Source organism: Stenotrophomonas terrae (assembly GCF_001431465.1).
In the GTDB taxonomy this organism is placed as follows: Bacteria; Pseudomonadota; Gammaproteobacteria; order Xanthomonadales; family Xanthomonadaceae; genus Stenotrophomonas; species Stenotrophomonas terrae.
In genome coordinates this window covers 1-19,363 of record NZ_LDJJ01000055.1, presented here as the reverse complement: position 1 = coordinate 19,363, position 19,363 = coordinate 1, and the positions used below count along the sequence as shown (strand labels likewise).

The 19,363-nt window shown below is 64.0% G+C and carries 15 protein-coding genes; 10 read left to right on the top strand and 5 right to left on the bottom strand.

Features of this window, described 5'->3' with window-relative positions:
- Positions 1–7: 7 nt before the first annotated feature.
- The 4 genes from ABB27_RS15460 to ABB27_RS15445 form a co-directional block, all read right to left on the bottom strand.
- On the bottom strand, positions 8–628 hold the full coding sequence (locus ABB27_RS15460; RefSeq protein ID WP_057629684.1) for an HD-GYP domain-containing protein: 621 nt from the start codon (positions 626–628) through the stop codon (positions 8–10).
- Positions 629–726: 98 nt separating this feature from the next.
- Positions 727–4,302, bottom strand: coding sequence for a transcription-repair coupling factor (mfd, locus tag ABB27_RS15455; protein ID WP_057629683.1), 3,576 nt, complete (start codon positions 4,300–4,302; stop codon positions 727–729).
- 136 nt (positions 4,303–4,438) lie between these two features.
- On the bottom strand, positions 4,439–4,984 hold the full coding sequence (locus ABB27_RS15450) for a GNAT family N-acetyltransferase (protein ID WP_057629682.1): 546 nt from the start codon (positions 4,982–4,984) through the stop codon (positions 4,439–4,441).
- A 96-nt stretch (positions 4,985–5,080) separates the two neighbouring features.
- A complete protein-coding gene (locus tag ABB27_RS15445) occupies positions 5,081–5,938 on the bottom strand; it encodes a 23S rRNA (adenine(2030)-N(6))-methyltransferase RlmJ (RefSeq protein WP_057629681.1) in 858 nt (285 codons plus the stop codon).
- A 150-nt stretch (positions 5,939–6,088) separates the two neighbouring features.
- On the opposite strand from ABB27_RS15445, the gene creB reads away from it, so the two are divergent.
- From creB to ABB27_RS15400, 10 genes are all read left to right on the top strand, one after another.
- The gene (gene creB, locus ABB27_RS15440) at positions 6,089–6,790 is read left to right on the top strand and encodes a two-component system response regulator CreB (RefSeq protein WP_057629680.1); all 702 of its coding nucleotides are present in this window, start codon (positions 6,089–6,091) and stop codon (positions 6,788–6,790) included.
- Positions 6,791–6,793: 3 nt separating this feature from the next.
- On the top strand, positions 6,794–8,230 hold the full coding sequence (gene creC / locus ABB27_RS15435; protein ID WP_057629679.1) for a two-component system sensor histidine kinase CreC: 1,437 nt from the start codon (positions 6,794–6,796) through the stop codon (positions 8,228–8,230).
- Between the two features lie 82 nt (positions 8,231–8,312).
- The gene (gene creD / locus ABB27_RS15430) at positions 8,313–9,659 is read left to right on the top strand and encodes a cell envelope integrity protein CreD (protein ID WP_057629678.1); all 1,347 of its coding nucleotides are present in this window, start codon (positions 8,313–8,315) and stop codon (positions 9,657–9,659) included.
- 67 nt (positions 9,660–9,726) lie between these two features.
- On the top strand, positions 9,727–10,137 hold the full coding sequence (locus ABB27_RS15425; RefSeq protein ID WP_057629677.1) for a hypothetical protein: 411 nt from the start codon (positions 9,727–9,729) through the stop codon (positions 10,135–10,137).
- Between the two features lie 279 nt (positions 10,138–10,416).
- The gene (locus tag ABB27_RS19780; RefSeq protein WP_152984620.1) at positions 10,417–11,040 is read left to right on the top strand and encodes a hypothetical protein; all 624 of its coding nucleotides are present in this window, start codon (positions 10,417–10,419) and stop codon (positions 11,038–11,040) included.
- Positions 11,041–11,131: 91 nt separating this feature from the next.
- Positions 11,132–11,737 carry a GNAT family N-acetyltransferase gene (locus tag ABB27_RS15420; RefSeq protein ID WP_057629676.1) on the top strand — a complete coding sequence of 202 codons (606 nt, stop codon included), beginning with the start codon at positions 11,132–11,134 and terminating at the stop codon, positions 11,735–11,737.
- Complete coding sequence (locus ABB27_RS15415) at positions 11,734–12,618, top strand: carbon-nitrogen hydrolase family protein (RefSeq protein WP_057629675.1); 885 nt, start codon at positions 11,734–11,736, stop codon at positions 12,616–12,618. The genes ABB27_RS15420 and ABB27_RS15415 overlap by 4 nt, the downstream gene beginning before the upstream one ends.
- Positions 12,619–12,722: 104 nt before the next feature.
- The gene (locus ABB27_RS15410; protein WP_057629674.1) at positions 12,723–14,315 is read left to right on the top strand and encodes a M20/M25/M40 family metallo-hydrolase; all 1,593 of its coding nucleotides are present in this window, start codon (positions 12,723–12,725) and stop codon (positions 14,313–14,315) included.
- Positions 14,316–15,159: 844 nt separating this feature from the next.
- Positions 15,160–16,560: a glutamate--tRNA ligase gene (gene gltX / locus ABB27_RS15405; protein ID WP_057629673.1), complete on the top strand. Its 1,401-nt coding sequence runs from the start codon at positions 15,160–15,162 to the stop codon at positions 16,558–16,560.
- 16 nt (positions 16,561–16,576) lie between these two features.
- Positions 16,577–17,062 carry a Fur family transcriptional regulator gene (locus ABB27_RS15400; protein ID WP_057629672.1) on the top strand — a complete coding sequence of 162 codons (486 nt, stop codon included), beginning with the start codon at positions 16,577–16,579 and terminating at the stop codon, positions 17,060–17,062.
- Positions 17,063–17,370: 308 nt separating this feature from the next.
- Here the strand turns inward: ABB27_RS15400 and ABB27_RS15395 are convergent, their stop codons facing one another.
- Entirely contained in the window at positions 17,371–19,071 is a 1,701-nt protein-coding gene (locus ABB27_RS15395; protein WP_057629671.1) for an amidohydrolase, read from the bottom strand.
- Positions 19,072–19,363: the final 292 nt, after the last annotated feature.

Here is a 19,363-nt window from a genome sequence, read left to right as displayed (position 1 = left end):
CGAGTGCTCAGGCCGCCGGCGCAGGATCGCCGCGCAGCAGGCCCATGAATTCGCTGAACAAGCGGCGGTCGATCAGCCGGCCGCGATCATTGGCGAGGATCTCAACCGCGCGCTGGGTGGCCATCGCATCGCGATAGGGGCGCTGCGAGGTCATCGCATCGAAGCCATCGACGATGGTCAGGATGCGTGATTCCAACGGGATGTCTTCGCCCTGCAGGCCATGCGGATAACCGCTGCCATCCCAGGCTTCGTGGTGATGGCGGATCAGCGTGGCCACGGCTTTGGCATCGCTGCGGCCGGTGGCGGCAAACAGCCGCGCGCCGCGTTCCGGATGCGAGCGCATGGCATCCATCTTGTTGTCGTCGAGCTTGCCCGGGTAGAGCAGCACTTCGTCGCGAATGCCGATCTTGCCGACATCGTGGAAGCGCGCGGCGAGCACAAGGTGGCCGATGCGTTCCTCGGACAGTTCGCAGCGCTGGCCCATGGCCTGGGCAAGCTGGGAGACGCGATCGCAATGGTGGTCGGTGTAGCTGTCGCGCTGATCGAGCGCAGCTGCCAATACGTCGATGGCACAGGAGCTGTCCTCGGGTGGAAGCGACAGGCCCACGGGCGTGGTGATGGTCAACATGATTGCCGAGCCGTGTGGGGAACGGCTGGGAGCGTAAGAGAGGGGGCGTTATTTTCAACGCCCTTTTATCTTCACGCAATCTTTACGAGTTGATTTATTCAGGCGTTTGCCGGATGCAACGTGGTCAGCAAGGCGCGTGCGGCGTTGAAACGGTCGGCACTTTCCGGCAACGGATGCTTGATACGCAGTTTGTCCGGGCCATCCATCTGGTAGAGCTTGGGCTGCTTCTGGATCAGCTGGATCACCACCATCGGATCGATGTTGGGCTTGCTGTCGAACACGATGCGGCCACCGTTCTCGCCCAGCTCCAGCTTGCGGATGCCCAGCTCGTTGGCTTGCAGCTTGAGCTCGGCGATGGCGAACAGGTGCTTGACCGGATCCGGCAACAGACCGAAACGATCGATCATTTCCACCTGCAGCTCGCGCAGGCGTTCGCTGTCGCGCGCCGAGCTGATGCGCTTGTACAAGGTCAGGCGGGTGTGCACGTCGGGCAGATAGTCTTCCGGAATCAATGCCGGCACATGCAGCTCGACGTCGGCACCGCGCGGTTCTTCACCGGCATCCAGGTCGGGCAGCTTGCCGGACCTGATCGAGCGCACCGCGCGTTCCAGCAGCTCGGTGTACAGGCTGAAGCCGATCTCGGCCATCTGCCCGCTCTGGTCCTCGCCGAGCAGTTCGCCGGCACCGCGGATTTCCAGATCGTGGGTGGCCAGGGTGAAGCCGGCACCCAGCTCGTCCATCGATGCGATGGCATCCAGGCGTTTCTGCGCATCGGGGGTGATCGAGCGTTTGTCCGGCACCAGCAGGTAGGCGTAGGCACGATGATGCGAGCGGCCGACGCGGCCACGCAGCTGATGCAGCTGCGCCAAACCGAAGCGGTCAGCACGGTTGATGATGATGGTGTTGGCGTTGGGGATGTCGATACCCGACTCGATGATGGTACTGGCCAGCAGCACGTTGAAACGCTGCTTCTGGAAATCCAGCATCACCCGTTCCAGCTCGCGCTCGGGCATCTGCCCATGCGCCATGCCGATGCGGGCCTCGGGCACCAGCTCGGACAGCTCGCGCTGCATGCGGCCCATGCTTTCGACATCGTTGTGCAGGAAGTACAGCTGGCCACCACGCGACAACTCACGCTGGAAGGCTTCGCGCAGCTGCGCGTTGTCCCAGGCGGTGATGAAGGTCTTGACCGCCAGCCGGTTCGGCGGCGGGGTGGCGATGATGGACAGATCGCGCAGCCCGGCCATGGCCATGTTCAAGGTACGCGGAATCGGCGTGGCGGTGAGCGTGAGCAGATGCACGTTGGCGCGCATCGCCTTGAGCGCTTCCTTCTGGCGCACGCCAAAACGCTGCTCTTCATCGACGATGACCAGGCCCAGGTCCTTGAACTTCACGTCTGGCTGCAGCAGGCGGTGGGTGCCGATGATCACATCGATGGTGCCTTCGGCGACCTTGTCCAGCTCGGCCTTGATTTCCTTGGTGCTCTTGAAGCGCGACAGCACTTCCACCCGCAGCGGGTAATCGGCGAAACGGTCGCGGAAGTTGCGGTAGTGCTGTTCGGCCAGCAAGGTGGTCGGCACCAGCACTGCAACCTGCTTGCCGCCGCTGGCCGCAGCGAATGCGGCGCGCAGTGCAACCTCGGTCTTGCCGAAGCCCACGTCACCGCAGACCACGCGGTCCATCGGTTGGCTGGACTGCAGGTCGCGCAGGGTGGCTTCGATCGCGGCCTGCTGGTCGGCGGTTTCCTCGAACGGGAAACCGGCGGCGAAGGGTTCGTACATGGAGCGGTCGATCTCCAGCGCCAAACCGGCGCGGGCGCGTCGGCGGGCCTGGATTTCCAGCAGCTCGGCGGCGACGTCGCGGACCTTTTCGGCGGCCTTGCGCTTGGCCTTGGCCCATTGCTCGCCACCGAGCGAGTGCAGCGGCGCGGTTTCCGGCGAGGCACCGGAGTAACGGCTGATCAGGTGCAGCTGTGCGACCGGCACATACAGGCGGTCGCCCTTGGCATATTCGATCTCGAGGAATTCGCCGGGCATGCCGCCGACATCCATCGCGATCAAACCACGGTAGCGGCCGACACCATGATCTTCATGGACGATGGGCGCACCTTCGGTCAGCTCACCCAGGTCGCGGATGATCGCCTCGGGCTCACGCCCCGCGCGCCGCGTACGCCGCGCCTGACCGGCCCGCTCGGGGAACAGCTGGCGCTCGGTAAGCACGGCAAGCGCCGGCTCGCTGAGCGCAAAGCCGTCATCCAGCGGCGCAACGGTAATGGCAAACCGGCTGAGCCCCTCTCCCTTCGGGAGAGGGGCTGGGGAGAGGGCGTTCTTGCTCGAGCTTTTGCCAGCAGCCTTACTCCCATCCGACCCTTCAGGCCACCTTCCGCCAATGGGGGAAGGGAGGAAGTCGTTGAAGCTGGCCACAACCTCAGGCCGCAACTCGGCCGCCTGCAGCACCTCCAGCAAGGCTTCACGCCGTCCCGGCGAATCGGCTGCGATCAGCACCCGGCCCGGGTAGTGTTCGATGAAGGACTTCAGCGCCTGTGCGGCAGGTGCATCCTTGGCCGCGACCGGCAATGGCGGCAGCGGCTGGTCGCCCAGCGGCTGCGCTTCCGCGGCGCGCGGATGATCGGCGGCACACACTTCCACCCGCGGCAGCTTGTTGAACTGTTCGCGCAGCTTGTCCGGCGACTGGTAGATCTCTTCCGGCGGCAGCAGCGGCCGTTCGATATCGTGGCGGCGTTGTTCGTAGCGGCTGTTGGTCTGCAGCCAGAACGCATCGGAGGCTTCGCCGACGCCGCTGCCGAGCACGGTCATGAAACCGGCGGGCAGGTAGTCGAACAAGGTCGCGGTCTGGTTGAAGAACAGCGGCAGCATGTACTCGATGCCCGAAGGCAGCAGGCCGGCCTTCAGATCCTGGTAAAGCGGGCTGCGCCGCGTATCCACATCGAAGCGTTCGCGCAGCGTAGCCAGCACCTTGTTGAGGCTGGCCTCGTCCATTGGTACTTCGCGACCGGGCAGCATCTTCACTGCGGTCACTTTTTCAAGTGAACGCTGCGATTCCGGGTCGAACTCACGGATCGAGTCGATATCCTCGTCCAGCAGCTCGATGCGCAGCGGCGCATCGGCACCCATTGGGTAGACATCGAGCAGGCCGCCACGCACGGCGAAATCACCCGGGTCCATCACCTGCGCGACATTGCGGTAGCCGGCGCTTTCCAGGCGGCGCTTTTCAGCGTCCATGTCCAGGCGCTGGCCTACCTTCAGGTCGAAGCTGCCGCCGACGATGTAGCTCAGCGGCGCCAGCCGCTGCAGCAGGGTCTGCACCGGCAGCACCACGATGCCTTGCTTCAGCGCCGGCAAGCGGTGCAGGGCGGCAAGGCGCTGCGAAATGATGTCCGGGTGCGGGCTGAACTGGTCGTAGGGCAACGTCTCCCAATCCGGGAACGGCACCACCGGCAGCGGGCTGTCCGCCCCCAGCAGGGTCTGCAGGTCAGCCACCAGCTGATGCGCGCTCTGGTTGTCGCGGGTAACCAGCAGCAACGGCTTGTCATGCGCCTGCGCGGCGCAGGCGACATGCCAGGCCAGGGCGCTGCTGGAAGCCGGGGCGCGCCACCAGGCGCGGAGCTGGCCCGAACGGGGCAGCGGCGGGTTGGGGTAGGTAATAGGCGACATGAACCGCGAATTTTACCAGATGCGCCCGCGTCGCCTCGTTGGGCTTGATCTGGCTTGCGGGCGAGGGCGTCGCAGGTCCGCAAACGCAACAGGCGCCTTGTCGGCGCCTGTCGTGAGCTGAGTGGAAAACTGACGCTTAGTTGGCCAGTTCCAGCACCATCCGCACCAATCCCGGGGCGGCAGCGGGGTGGGGCACCTGCTTGAAGCCCAGCGAGGCCGCCAGCTGCAGCATCGGCTCGTTGTCCTGGGCGATGTCGCCATACAGGCGGTCCAGGTACTTGCCGCGCGCCCACTTCACCAGTTTGCGCATCAATTGCCGGCCCAGGCCCTGGCCGGCGAGGAAGCCACTGACCAGGATCGCGTATTCGGCATCGCGGGTACCCGGGATGATGGAGGCGCGTGCCACTGCGCCGACTACCGCTTCACCGGGCGGCAGCGGCTCGGCCGCCACCAGCGCGATTTCGGTCTTCGGGTTCGGGTGGGTCAAACGCTGGGCCGTCTCATCGGACAGTGATTCAACCGACTGCAGGAACTTGTCGCGTACCTCTTCCGGCCCGAACAGGGCAAACGCGCCTTGCAGCGGTGCGCCGTCTTCGGGGCGGATCGGCCGGATCAGCAGCTCACGGCCGCTGGGTGCCTTGAAATTTTCATGCCACGGGGGCATGCGATTGCGAGTGGCCATGACTACGTTTCCTCCAAAGTCGCCTGATTCTGTCACCGCAGCTGCTAAGTTCTGTGAACGCGGTCGAACGCAGGTGTCGGCGGCCGGTCGCGCCCGTCATTCGGGCGTCTTGAGCCACTCCAGCCGGGTCGAGGCGCCAGCCTCGCCCAAATGCTGTTTCAGCACCGGCAATGCCGGGGCCAGCACCTGCTCGAACTGCCACGGCGGGTTCAGCAGCAACATCCCGCTACCATTCAGACGCAAGGGGGAGTCATCGGACCTCACCATCAGTTCGGCGATCAGCGCCGACTTGGCCGGCAGCGAGGCGGCCTTGCGGAAAAACGGCTGCAGGGTACGGCGTTGCTTGATCGGGTACCAGACCGCGCACTGTGCCTGAGGCATCCGCGTCAAAATCTCACGCAGGGTTGAGATGATCTGCGGGTACTCGGCATCCTGCACTTCATAGGGCGGGTCGATCAGCACCAGCGCCCGCCCAATCTTGGTTTCGCCGCTCTTGGGGGGCAGGAAGGCGCGGATGGCTTCGTAGCCGTTACCGGCGTGTACCTGCACCCGGCGGTCGTGGGCAAATAGCTCCTTGAGCGCGGTGACCTCGTCCTTCTGCAGCTCGCAGGCGGCCATGCGGTCCTGCTCGCGCAGGGCGCGGGCGGCCAGCAGCGGCGAGCCGGGGTAGGAGATCAGCGCACCCACCGGATTGTCGGCCTGCACCGCGCGCAGGTACTGCTCCACCACTTCCGGCAGCGCCGGGCTGCTCATCAGCCGCAACACGCCTTCATCGATCTCGGCGGTTTTGCGGCTTTCCTCGGCAGACAGCAGGTAGCGGCCGCGGCCGGCATGCGTGTCCAGCACGAAGAACGGCGATTCTTTGCGCTTGAGCGCGTCGATCATCGCCAACATGACGATGTGCTTGAGAACGTCGGCGTGGTTACCGGCGTGGAAGGCGTGGCGATAATTCATCGGCGAAGTTTACGGGCTGCAGCGTTGCGTGCGCGTTTTGATTGCAGTGTGGCGTGACCGGCTGCCCGCTGGCGCTGGTTCCAGGCCCCTGTCGGGCGCCGCCACCCTGGCAGGGCTGGTGTCTGCGGCAAGGGCGGCTATGCTGATGCAATGTCCAGCCAACCTGCCCGGGTACTCGTCGTCGAAGACGAGGCCGCCATCGCCGATACCCTGCTTTATGCGCTGCGCAGCGAGGGCTACAGCGCCAGCCATTGTGCGCTGGGCCGTGAGGCCCTGGCACTGCTGCGCCAGGACGGGGCCGATGTGGTGGTGCTGGATGTCGGCCTGCCCGACCTGGGCGGTTTCGAGGTCTGCCGTGAACTGCGCACCTTCAGCCAGGTGCCGGTGATCTTCCTGACCGCCCGCAACGATGAGTTCGACCGCGTACTGGGGCTGGAGCTGGGTGCCGACGACTATGTGACCAAGCCGTTCTCGCCGCGCGAGATGGTCGCCCGGGTGCGCGCGCGCCTGCGCCGGGCCGCGCCTGCCGCACCGGCCGCGGCAGCAGGCAGTGGCTGGAAGCAGCTGGGCCGCTTCGGCATTGACCAGGAAGGCCGGCGCATCCGCTACCAGGAGGTGATGCTGGAGCTGACCCGCTACGAGTACGCCTTGCTGGCGGCGCTGTTGCAACGGCCCGGGGCCATCCTGAGCCGGGCGCAGCTGATGGAACGCGGCTGGGACCACACCAGCGACAGCACCGACCGCACCGTCGATACCCATGTCAAAACCCTGCGCGCAAAGCTGCGTGCAGCCGGTGCGCAGGGCGAGCCTATCCGTACCCACCGTGGCGTCGGTTACGCCCTGGATGTGTGACCGATGCGGCTGGGGCTGAAGATATTCCTGGGATTCTTCCTGATTGTCGGCATCGCCGCCTTCTTCGTGATGCGGGTGTTCGTCAACGAGGTCAAACCCGGTGTGCGCCAGGCCATGGAGTCCACCCTGGTGGACGCGGCCAATGTGCTGGCGGTGATGGCCGCGCCGGATCTGAAGGCCGGCCATATCGGCGACGGCGATTTCGCCGCGCGCCTGGCCACGGCCCAGCGCCGCGATCCCAAGGCGATGGTGTGGCGCTTCCCCAAGCGCAGCATCGATTACCGGGTGACGGTGACCAACGCGCAGGGCATCGTGGTCTACGACTCGCGCGGTCAGGATGTGGGCCGCGACAACTCACGCTGGAATGACGTCTACAAGACGCTCCGCGGCGAATACGGGGCGCGCTCCAGCCCGGAGATTCCCGGCGACGAGACCAATACGGTGATGCACGTGGCCGCGCCGATGTACGACCCGGCCGACGGACGCACTTTGATCGGCGTGCTGACCTTGTCGCAGCCCAACGACACCATCGATCCCTTCATCGTCGCCAGCCAGCGCGCCATCATCGCCCGCGGCAGCTGGCTGATTGGCTTGTCGGCATTGATCGGCCTGCTGATGACCTGGTGGTTGTCGCGCGGCATCGGCGGGCTCAGCCGCTATGCCAAGGCGGTGAGTGCCGGTGAGCCGGTGCCGCCGCCCAAGCGCCGTCGCGATGAGATTGGCGACCTTGGCCAGGCATTGGAAACCATGCGCCGCAAGCTCGAAGGCAAGGCCTACGTCGAGCAGTACGTGCAGTCGCTGACCCATGAAATGAAGAGCCCGCTGGCGGCGATACGCGGTGCCGCCGAGCTGCTGCAGGAGCCCCTGCCGGAAGCCGATCGGCAGCGTTTCGCCGCCAACATCGTGCAGCAGGAGCGGCGCCTGACCGAGACCATCGACCAGCTGCTGCGGCTCGCCGAGGTGGAGCAGCACGGTTGGCTGCAACGGCGCAGCGAGGTGGATCTGGTGGCGGTCTGCCGCGCGCTGGCCGAGGACGCCGCGCCACGCCTGCAGGCAGGGCAGATCGAACTGGATCTGGAGCTGCCGGCGCAGGCGACGGTGCAGGGCGATGCCTTCCTGCTGCGGCAGGCGCTGTCCAACCTGCTGGACAACGCGATCGCGTTCTCCGCACCCGGCGGCCGCATTGTGGTGGGGTTGCAGCGGCAGGGGCCGAACTGGCGTATCGCGGTGCGCGACAACGGCCCCGGCGTGCCGGAATACGCGCAGCAACGTGTTTTCGAGCGTTTCTACTCACTGGCGCGGCCCGGCAGCGGACAGCGCAGTTCCGGCCTGGGCCTGCCGTTCGTGGCCGAGGTTGCACGCCTGCATGGCGGCGTAGCGGCGCTGCACAACCACCCTGAAGGCGGCGCCGAGGCCAGCTTGCTGTTGCCGGCGGGCTGACTTCACATTCACTTCAAACTCGGCACAAACCCCGCTCACCGGTCGCGTCCAAGCTGGTCCCGTTTCCACACGAGGACGGGACATGACTTCCCTGAAACTGCTGTTGCGCTTCGCCATTGTCGGCGGGCTGGTGTTGTTGCTGCTGATTCCCTTGGTGCTGATCCGCAGCACCATCAATGAGCGTGAGCGTTACCGCGACGAGGCGGTCGAGCGGGTGTCGCAGAGCTGGGCCGGCGAGCAGTCGCTGATCGGCCCGGTGCGGGTGCTGCCGTGGACGCAGCAGCGTGAAGTGGACATTCCGCCCGAAGGCGACAAGCCGCGCCGGACCGAGCTGCGTGTCGAAAGTGGCTACGACCTGCAGATGCCGACACGCTTGAACGTGCAGGGCAATATGCGCACCGATGAGCGCACCGTGGGCCTGTTCAAGGTGCCGGTCTACAACTGGCAGGCCAAGCTGCAGGCCGAGTTTGCCGAGACCAGCTATGCCGCAGTGCCGGGGCGGACCTATGGCAATCCGTATCTGGCCATGGGCATCTCCGACGTGCGCGGCCTTGTTGGTACGCCGAACCTGCGCGTCGACGGCCGGGCGATCCAGTTGAAGCCGGGCGCTGGCGTACTGGAGGGAACTTCGAAGGGCCTGCATGCATCGCTGTCGCCATTGCCGGATGCGATGCAGGGCGTGCTGCGCGAGGGCAGCAAGGTTGAGCTGGAGTTCGTGCTGGGTGGCACGCGTTCGCTGGCGATTGCGCCGGTGGGTGACGATACCCGGGTTTCCTTGTCCTCGACCTGGCAGCACCCGTTGTTCGGCGGCAGCTTCCTGCCCAACGAGCGCAGCATCGATGCCAGCGGTTTCAAGGCGGAGTGGGCGGTGTCATCGCTGGCGTCGGCGGCGCAGTCGCAGCTGGCTCTGGCGATCCGCAGTGACGGTAGCAATGTCGAGGTCCTCAACGTGGCCCTGGTGGATCCGGTGGACACCTATACGCAGGTGGACCGGGCCAGCAAGTACGGCATCTTGTTCGTGCTGCTGACCTTCGTTGGTTTCGCGTTGTTCGAGTTGATCAAGCAGTTGAAGATCCATCCGCTGCAATACCTGCTGGTGGGCCTGGCGTTGGCGATCTTCTTCTTGTTGCTGCTGAGCTTGTCCGAGCAGATTGCGTTCTGGCAGGCGTATCTGATCGCGGCGGCGGCCTGTATCGGCTTACAGGGATTCTATCTTAGCGGTGTGTTGCATAGCTGGAAGCGTGGTGTCGGCTTCGCCACGATGCTGACGATGCTGTACGGCGTGCTGTATGTCTTGCTGATATCGGAGAACAACGCGTTGCTGATGGGCTCGCTGCTGTTGTTCGGCATCCTGGCGGCGATCATGTGGATCACCCGCAAGGTGGACTGGTACGAGCTGAGCAGTCGTGCGGTGAACAAGCAGGGTTGATTGGTCGGTTGCGATGACGGGGCGGGGTGGCGCAGGCCATCCCGCCTCTTTCGTAAGGAGGAATGAGATGAATCGTGCATTGATCCATCGCCGCGCGCAGCGCTTGTTGCCGGCGGGTATCGAGACCTGCGGCCTGCTGCATTTCGGTATGGCGCCGGGGCAGGTGGAGCGGGCGTTGTTGGGCAGTGTGTTTGCCGGGGAGCAGGTGCAGGGGGTTGTGGCGCTGCGCTTGTCGTTGTCGACGGCCTTGGCGATCCGGCGCAAGGGTTTGCGCTACTTCGAGCCAGGTAATTGGGTGTATTCGGCGTTTGCGGCCACTGATTCGTCGGGTTTTGGAGGTGATGCGGGCGGGGCGGTAGCGGTTGATGCGTTGCCGGCGGGGCATGGCGCGGGGTATTCGGCCGTGGCTCAAGATGGGCGGTCGTGGTTTGTGGTGTTGCCGGTGGAGCGTATGGTGGTTTATGGGTGGTGGGAGTGACCGTTTGGCCGTCGCTTGCCTGGCGGCGCACGGTCTTCCTCTATCTGCGGGGGAGCGATTTTTCTTTCGCCGGGCAGATTGGAGTGTTCGTGGTGCTTGCCCCGCGAAGGCGGGCAGAAGACGCACATCAAAATGCATGACAGCTCCCTTCTTCGCTTGCGGGACCGCAGTCCTCTTCTTTGGGGAAGTTGCCCGGAGGGGGGATGAGGGAAGCGTGCAGGATTGAGGTGTCGAGGCGCCTGCCCCGCGAAGGCGGGCAGCAGACGCATACCAAACTGCATGACGCCTCCCTTCTCCCGCTTGCGGGAGAAGGTGCCCGAAGGGCGGATGAGGGGGGCTTTTAGCTTTGGTTTTGGCTTTGCTTCGTTTTCGTTGACAGCAACAGCAACAGCTTTCACTCCCCTGCGGGGAGCGAGTTACTTTTCTTTGCTTGTGCAAAGAAAAGATAACCAAAAGAAAGCACACCCTGCCTCCGCGCCCACGCCGCTACGCGGCGCGGGTCCACTCCGCTGGCAGGATTTTTCGACGAGACATCCTTGTCTCGTCGAAAAACGACGCACATCCCTGTGCGTCGCCCCATGCGGGGTCTTGTCTGCCAGCTCCGTCGCTGCGGAAGGGGACCCGGTACGTCAAAAGCTGAAGGCAAGGACAAGAGAAACAGCAACAGCAACAGCAACAGCAACAGCAACAGCAACAGCAAGAGCGGAAGAGGCAGAAGCCGCAGAAGCAGAAGCCGCTGCCGCTGTTGCAGTCGCAGTGCTTATCCTGCCGGATCAGTTATTCAGTGGGCTGGTGGCGACGTCCTCCAACGCGATAAACGCGATTGCAGCTTTAGCCCCTCCTGGGGCGAATGTGAGCAGCTTGCGACCCTTGGCTTGCTTTGCTCAGAGCGCCTTTGTGTAAACGCGGGCTCGGGCGTGTAGCAGGGGGGGGAGGGCTGTGCCGGAGAAGCTGAAGATGAGCACCCCTCTGCCACAAGCTCTAGAATCCGTGCATGCACTCAGCACTCACTATCACCTCGCTGTCTGGCCAGCAACTGCTGCCACATCTCGACGACATCGCGCGCTTGCGTATCGGTGTGTTCAAGGATTGGCCCTATCTCTACCAGGGCAGTCTTGATTACGAACGTGACTACCTTGCCGCCTACGCTGTAACGCCGGATGCGGTCTGCGTAATTGCACGCGCGGGTGATGCGGTGGTTGGGGCTTCGACGGGGCTGCCATTGCTCGATGACGCTGCTGCTTTCCACAAGCCGTTTGTGCAGGCAGGCATTGATCCCGCGCAGGTGTTCTATTTTGGTGAGTCCGTCCTGCTGCCCGAGTATCGGGGGCAGGGTATCGGTCATGCGTTCTTCGATGCGCGTGAGGCACATGCGCGTGCCTTGGGGCGCTTTGCGCTGACCGCATTCTGTGCGGTGGACCGTGCGGATGACGACCCGCGTCGGCCACGCGGGCATCGCGACAACGCAGCGTTCTGGCATAAGCGCGGTTACCAGCGGCGGCCGGGCCTGACTATGCAGTTGAATTGGGGAGAGGTGGGGCAGGGCAATGTCACCCATCCGCTGACTTTCTGGACACGTAGTTTGGAGGCTGTTGCATGAAGATCGCCGTTGCCCGCTATCCCGTGGGCTCGCCAGCGAGTTTTGAGGATTTTGCCGCGCGCCAGTCGCAGGTGCTGGGGGAAGCGGCTGCGGCCGGTGCGCGTATCGCCGTGTTGCCGGAGTACCTTTCGCTGGAGTTGGCGGCCAGTTTTGGTCGGCCGATCTTCAGTGATCTGGCGGCATCGCTGGCCGCCATCCAGCAGTATCGGCAGCGCTGGCTTGAGCTGTTCGCGCGCTTGGCGCGGGAACTGGACATGCATGTCGTGGCCGGCAGCTTCCTGCTCGATGGCGGTGATGGCCGCTACCGCAACCGCTGCGATTGGTTGACGCCGCAGGGCCAGCATTTGTGGCAGGACAAGCTGCAGTTGACCGGTTTCGAGAAGCATACCGGCATCATTGATCCAGGCGAGGTGTTGAAGGTTTTCGAGGTCGATGGCATCCGCGTTGGTGTGGCGATCTGCTACGACAGTGAGTTCCCGTTGCTGGTGCGGCGCCAGTACGAGGCCGGTGCGCGGTTGTTGATCGTGCCCAGTTGCACCGATACCGCTGCCGGGGCAATGCGCGTGCGCATCGGCTGCCTGGCTCGCGCGCTGGAAAACCGCATGTTCGTTGCGCAGTCGGTAACGGCGGGGCTGGCGGAGTGGAGCCCGGCACTGGATGTGAACACCGGCGAGGCGGCGATCTATGCGCCGATGGACGTGGGCTTTCCTGCCGACGGCGTGCTGGCGCAAACCGGCGACGGGCAGCTGTGGGCGTACGCCGAGTTGGACTTTGCTGCCTTCGAGGCCAGCCGCAAACGCGCGCAGGTCGCCAATGACCGTGATTGGCAAAGTCAGCTGCAGCCCGCGCTTGCGCATGCAGTGGTGACTCTCGCGGATTGAGCAGGCCATTTGCGGCCAACCATGACCATTGGCCGACTCGGCGGGGGCTGTCTGCTGGCTAGACTCGAGGCTTTGTTGTCATTGGGCCTAAGGCCGGGGGAAGCATGATCAAGCGGGGTTTGTTGGCGTTGTGCATGGGCTTGGCGGTGAGCGCCACGGCGCAGGCAGCCGAGCAGGTGGATCTGGATATGGTGGGCAAGATCCGTCAGGAGGCTTTCCATCGTTCGCAGGTGATGGATACCTTCAGCCATCTGACCGAGAACATCGGTCCGCGACTGACCAATTCACCGGCGATGGCCCAGGCCAATACCTGGACGCGCGGCAAGTTCAACGAGTGGGGCCTGACCAACGTGCACGACGAGGCCTTCGAGGACTTCGGTCGCGGTTGGGAGTTCACCTCGGCCAGCGTCGAGATGCTGGGTCAGCGCGTACAGCCGCTGCATGCCCTGCCCAAGGCGTGGACGCCGGGTACCAATGGCGCGGTCGAAGGTGAGCTGATCCAGGTCGACATCAAGAAGCTGGCCGACCTTGAGAAGTACAAGGGCAAGCTGCGCGGCAAGATCCTGCTGCTGGGTGATGCGCGCGAATACAAGCGTGGCACCGAGTCCGATTCGCACCGTCACGATGCGACCTCGCTGGAAGGCCTGCAGACCTTCACCATTCCCAAGACGGCCGAAGAAGACCGTGCAAAGCGCTTGAAGGATTTCAACGAGCGCCAGGAGCTGACCAAGGCGGTCAATGCGTTCTTCATCGATGAAGGTGCGTTGGCGGCGATCAGCATCAGCGGTTGGGACAACGGCATCATCCGCGTGGCCGGTGGTGGCTCGCGCAAGGCCGGTGAGTCGGTGGGCATCCCCGAGCTGGCAATGATTGCCGAGCACTTCAATCCGCTGGTTCGGGCGCTCAAGGACAAGCAGACGGTGACGCTGCGGGTCAATGTTGATGCGCGCTTTACCGATGACAGCAACCAGCCAGGCCACAACACGCTGGCCGAGATCCGTGGCAGCAGCAAGGCCGATGAGATCGTGATGCTGGGTGCGCATATGGACTCCTGGCATACCGGCACCGGTGCTGCCGACAACGCCGCGGGCGTGGCGGTGATGATGGAGGCGATGCGTATCCTCAAGGCAGTGGGTGCCAAGCCCAAGCGCACGATCCGGGTAGGTTTGTGGAGTGGTGAGGAGCAGGGTCTGATCGGTTCGCAGGCCTATGTGGCGCAGCACTTCGCGCGTTACCCGGAGCCGACCGATGCGGCGCAGAAGGCATTGCCGGCGTCGCTGCGTGAGCCGACTGGGCCGTTGCAGAAGATGCGTGATTACGACAAGTTCCAGGTCTACTTCAACATGGACAATGGTTCGGGCCGGTTCCGTGGCATCTATGCGCAGGAAAACATGGCGGCGATGCCGATCTTCGAGGCGTGGTTGAAGCCGTTCAACGATGTGGGGGCAACCACGGTGGTGTCGCGCAACACCGGCAGCACGGACCACATCAGTTATGACCGGGTGGGTCTGCCGGGCTTCCAGTTCGTGCAGGATCGTCTGGACTACTTCAGCAATGTGCATCACAGCCATCTGGATACCTGGGACCACGCCGAGGCGGAGGATCTGAAGCAGGCGGCGGCGATTGTGGCGTCGTTTGTCTACAACGCTGCGATGCGCGAGGAGCGTTTCCCGCGCAAGCCGTTGTTGGAGAAGTGAGTTAGCTGGGTTTGCTTGAAGGAAGGGCCGCATTGCGGCCCTTCTGCTTTTGGAGGCACAACAAGCTAAGGCCGGATGTAGCCCTTCTCCCGCCTGCGGGAGAAGGTGCCCGAAGGGCGGATGAGGGGAGCTTTGGCTCTAGCTGTTGCTGGCGCTTTGTTGTCCCGTTGACAAGCAAGAGCAAGAGCTTTCACTCCCCTGCGGGGAGCGAGTCACTTTTCTTTGCTTGTGCAAAGAAGAAGTAACCAAAAGAAACACACCCTGCCTCCGCGCCCACGCCGCTACGCGACGCGGGTCCACTCCGCTGGCAGGATTTTTCGAAGAGACATCCCTGTCTCGTCGAAAAACGACGCACGTCCCTGTGCGTCGCCCCATGCGGGGTCTTGTCTGCCAGCTCCGTCGCTGCGGAAGGGGACCCGGTAAGTCAAAAGCTGGAGCAAGGGCAAGGGCAAGGGCCAAAGCCAAAGCCAAAACCAAAACCAGAGCCGAAGCCGAAGCCGAAGCCGAAGCCAAAACAAGAGGCGCCCTCACCCCAACCCCTCTCCCGCAGGCGGGAGAGGGGCTTACAGCTGCAGATCGCGGGGTTTTGCTCCCTTCTCCCGCCTGCGGGAGAAGGGCTGACAGCTTCAGATCGCAGGCTGTTGCTCCCTTCTCCCGCCTGCGGGAGAAGGTGCCCCAAAGGGGCGGATGAGGGGGAGCTTTTGATCTTCCTCTCCGCCGTTCGCCCTTGATGGTCTTCAACAAGAAAGTCCATAACTACTTGAAGGGCGGTGTTAAAAGCCCCTCAACTACGTCAATGCGGGGGAAGAGGTAAAATGCCCCGATTCCCACTTCTGCGCCCGTCATGACCGTCCGTACCCGCTTTGCCCCCAGTCCCACCGGCTACCTGCATATTGGTGGCGCCCGCACCGCGCTGTATTGCTGGCTGGAGGCGCGCCACCGTGGCGGTGAGTTCGTGTTGCGCATTGAAGATACCGACCGCGAGCGCTCAACCCAGGCTGCCATCGATGCCATCCTCGAGGCGATGGATTGGCTGGGGCTGGGCTATGACGAGGGCCCGATCTACCAGACCGACCGCGTTGCCCGTTACAAGGAAGTGGCCGAGCAGCTGATTGCCGACGGCAAGGCCTACTACGCCTACGAAACCAAGGAAGAGCTGGACGCCATGCGCGAAGCCGCCATGGCCAAGCAGGAGAAGCCGCGTTACAACGGTGCCGCCCGCGAGCTCAAGCTGCCGTACAAGGACGACCCGAACCGCGTCATCCGCTTCAAGAACCCGCTCGACGGCACGGTGCTGTTTGATGACCTGATCAAGGGCAACATCGAAATCGCCAACAGCGAGCTGGATGACATGGTCATCTTCCGTCCGGATGGCTACCCCACCTACAACTTCGCGGTGGTGGTGGACGATTGGGACATGAACATCAATGAGGTCATCCGCGGTGATGACCACATCAACAACACTCCGCGCCAGATCAACCTGTACCAGGCCATCGGTGCGCCGGTGCCGAAGTTCGGCCATATGCCGATGATCCTGGACGAGCAGGGTGCCAAGCTGTCCAAGCGCACCGGCGCGGCCGATGTCATGCAGTACAAGGACGCCGGTTACCTGCCCGAGGCGCTGCTGAGCTACCTGGCCCGTCTGGGCTGGTCGCACGGCGACCAGGAGATCTTCACCCGCCAGGAACTGATCGACCTGTTCGACGTCACCAACTGCAATTCCAAGGCCGCGCGCCTGGACATGGCCAAGTTGGGCTGGGTCAACCAGCACTTCCTGAAGACCGAGACGCCCGAATCCATTGCGCCACACCTGGTCTACCAGCTGGAAAAGCTGGGCCTGGACCTGGCCAAGGGCCCGGCACCGGTCGACGTGGTCATCGCCCTGCGTGAGCGCGTGCAGACCCTGAAGGAAATGGCCGAGAAGGCCGTGGTCTGGTACACGCCGCTGAACGAGTACGACGAAGCTGCGGTGGCCAAGCACTTCAAAGCCGGCGCCGAGGTTCCGCTGGGCAAGGCCCGCGAGCTGCTGGCCGCGGCTGAATGGACTGCCGAAGGCGTGTCGGCGGCGCTGCACGACGTGGCCGCGCAGCTGGAAATCGGCATGGGCAAGGTTGCCCAGCCGCTGCGCGTGGCCATCACAGGCACCCAGGTGAGCCCTGACATTTCCCATACCGTGTACCTGGCCGGCCGCGACGAGGCCTTGAAACGCATCGACGCCGCACTCATCAAGATCCCAACGGCCTGATTCCGACGAGGTAGCCATGACCGACGCACACTCCTGTACCGCCCCGCACCACCACGTTGAAGACGCGGCGGATTTTGTTGCGGTGGTCGAGCGGGTGTGCCGTGAGCGCGGTTTGCGGCTGACGCCGATCCGCGCCAACGTGCTGCGCCTCATCGCCGAGGCGGGCAAGCCGGTCAAGGCCTACGAGCTGCTCGAATGGGTGCGCGAAGGCAAGGGCGTGGGTGCCGATGCCCCGCCCACCGTGTACCGTGCGCTGGATTTCCTGATGGCCAATGGCTTCGTGCACAAGCTGGCCTCGGTCAACTCGTTTGTCGCCTGCCATCACCCCAGCAGCAACCAGCACTCGGTGCCGTTCCTGATCTGCGACCGCTGCCATAGCGCGGTGGAGCTGGAGGACCGCGACATCGTCCGTCAGTTGGAAGCCCGCGCCAAGGAACTGGGTTTCAAACCGCAGGCGCAGACGCTGGAAGTGCATGGTCTGTGTGCGAGCTGCGCAGGCTGAAGCTTGCTGCCTAGGCTGATGCTCAAAGCCCAGGCTGGTGCTTGAAGCCCCTCTCCCGCCGGGAGAGGGGTTGGGGAGAGGGTAGCCGTTAGCCGATAGGCCTTGCCGTGGCTGCTTCGGCCAGCTCAATGCGCCTTCGACTTCGGGTATCGCCGTGGTCTCACGGCTCGGGCCGCTGCCAAGACGTCAAGCGTTACGGGTAAAGCCCCTGCCGAGCATGGCTCGGCACTACGCTCCCTCCCTTTTGCGTAGCAAAGGGGAGGGTTGAGGAGGGGTAAGCTTCATGCCCCGCGCTCCAGCCAGGCTGCTCAAGGTGTCGGCTTTGCTTCGTAGACCACTTCGCCGTCCTTGATGGTCTGCAGCACCTTGATGGTGTGCAGCTGGCTGCGCTCGATGCTCAGCGGGTTGTCCGACAATACCGCCAGATCCGCGCGCTTGCCGACTTCGATCGAGCCCTTGCTGCTCTCCTCGGCATACTGCCGCGCCGCCCACAAAGTGATGGATTTCAGTGCGATTTCCGGGGATACGCGCTGCTCCGGGCCGAGCACACGGCCGCTGCGGGTCACGCGGTTGACCGTTGCGTCCAGCACCCGCATCGAATCCGGGAACACCACCGGCGCATCGTGGTGCGAGGTGAACACCATGCCGGCGTCCAGTACCCACTGCGTCGGCGAAATGTTCTCGGCGCGTTCCGGCCCCAACACCGAGTCGCGGTGCCAATCGCCCCAGTAATAGGTGTGCATCGGGAACAGTGACGGGAAAATGCCCAGACGGCGCAGTTCGCCCACCTGGTCCTTGCGCAGGGTCTGGCCGTGGATCAGCACCGGGACGAGATGCTTGTCCGGGTACTTCGCTTCAGCGACGGACACGGCATGGATCAGCTGGTCGATGGCGGCATCGCCATTGGCATGCGCCAGCACCTGCCAATCATGTCCCCAGGCCTGGGTGATCAGGTCATCGACCTTGGCGGTTGGAAACGCGGGATAACCGGCATAGTCCGGCTTCTCGCCCTCGGGCACTTTGTAGTAGGGCTTGGTCAGCCACGCGGTCTTGCCCTGCGGCGAGCCATCCAGGCTGATCTTCACGCCACCGATGCGGAAGTGGTCGGTGTAGTTCAGGCCGTAGAACGGCCCCTGCATGGCCGGGTTGTGCAGTGCCACCTCGATATCGGGATAGGACACCACGTCGATCTTCAGCTTGCCGGCCTTGGCGGCCATGGGCAGCAGCTGCAAGGTGCCGGCATCGGTCTTGCCATCCTGTGCGGTGGTGTAGCCGTATTTCATGTACAAGGCCTGCCCGGCCTCAAGCATGGCCATTGACTGCTCGAGGGTCATGGCCGGCATCAGCTTGGCCAGGGCCATGTTGTGTGCGCTTTCTTCAAGCACGCCATCGGGGACGTTGCTGCCCGGTTCGCGGCGGATCACGCCGCCCGGCGGATTGGGCGTGTCAGCGGTGATGCCGGCCAACTCCAGCGCCTTGCTGTTGTAGGCGCCGAGATGGCCGGATTGATGCATCAGAATGACGGGAATATCGGTGGCGATGGCATCCAGATCCTGGCGGGTCGGGTGCCGCTGTTCGACCAGCTGCGAATCGTCGTAGCCGAAACCGATCAGTACCTTGTAGCCCTCGGGCGTAGTGGGGTGCGCGCGGAACTCGCGCATGATCTTCTGCAGCGCGGGGATCGAATTGCCTTCGCCATCGGGGGCGGGCAGCAGGTTGGCGGACAGCGCCTGCAAGCCAACGCCGGAAACGTGGCCATGCGCATCAATGAAACCCGGCGTCAGGGTGCGGCCTTGAAGATCAACTTGCTGCGCCTGTGGGCTGAAGCGGCGTGCCGCCTTGTGGGTGCCGACAAAGGCGATGCGGCCATCGCGCACCACGATGGCTTCGGCGCTGGGCTGCTTGTCATCGACAGTGACGATCGGGCCGCCGGAGTACAGCGTGTCGGCGGCGTTGGCGGCGGGGGCCGTGAGCGCGGCCAGGATGGACGCGGCCAGAATCATTTTCATCGAGGGTTCGCCCGGCTGGAGACAGGGGTACAGCCTAGCGCTTTAGTGCTTACCGTTGTGTTGAAGGACGGCGCGGTCCGTTTTGAAGCGAGGGTTGGCTTGGATGCAGTTGTTTCTGGGCCGTTCTTGTGTCGCGTGGTGGGCTTTTACGGCGATGGATGCGCGGGTGGTTGGCAGGGTTCATTGGGAAAGCCCCTGCCGAGCATGGCTCGGCACTACGCTCCCTCCCTTTTGCGTAGCAAAGGGGAGGGTTGGGGAGGGGTAGTTTTTGTCTTTAGCCCCTCTCCCGCAT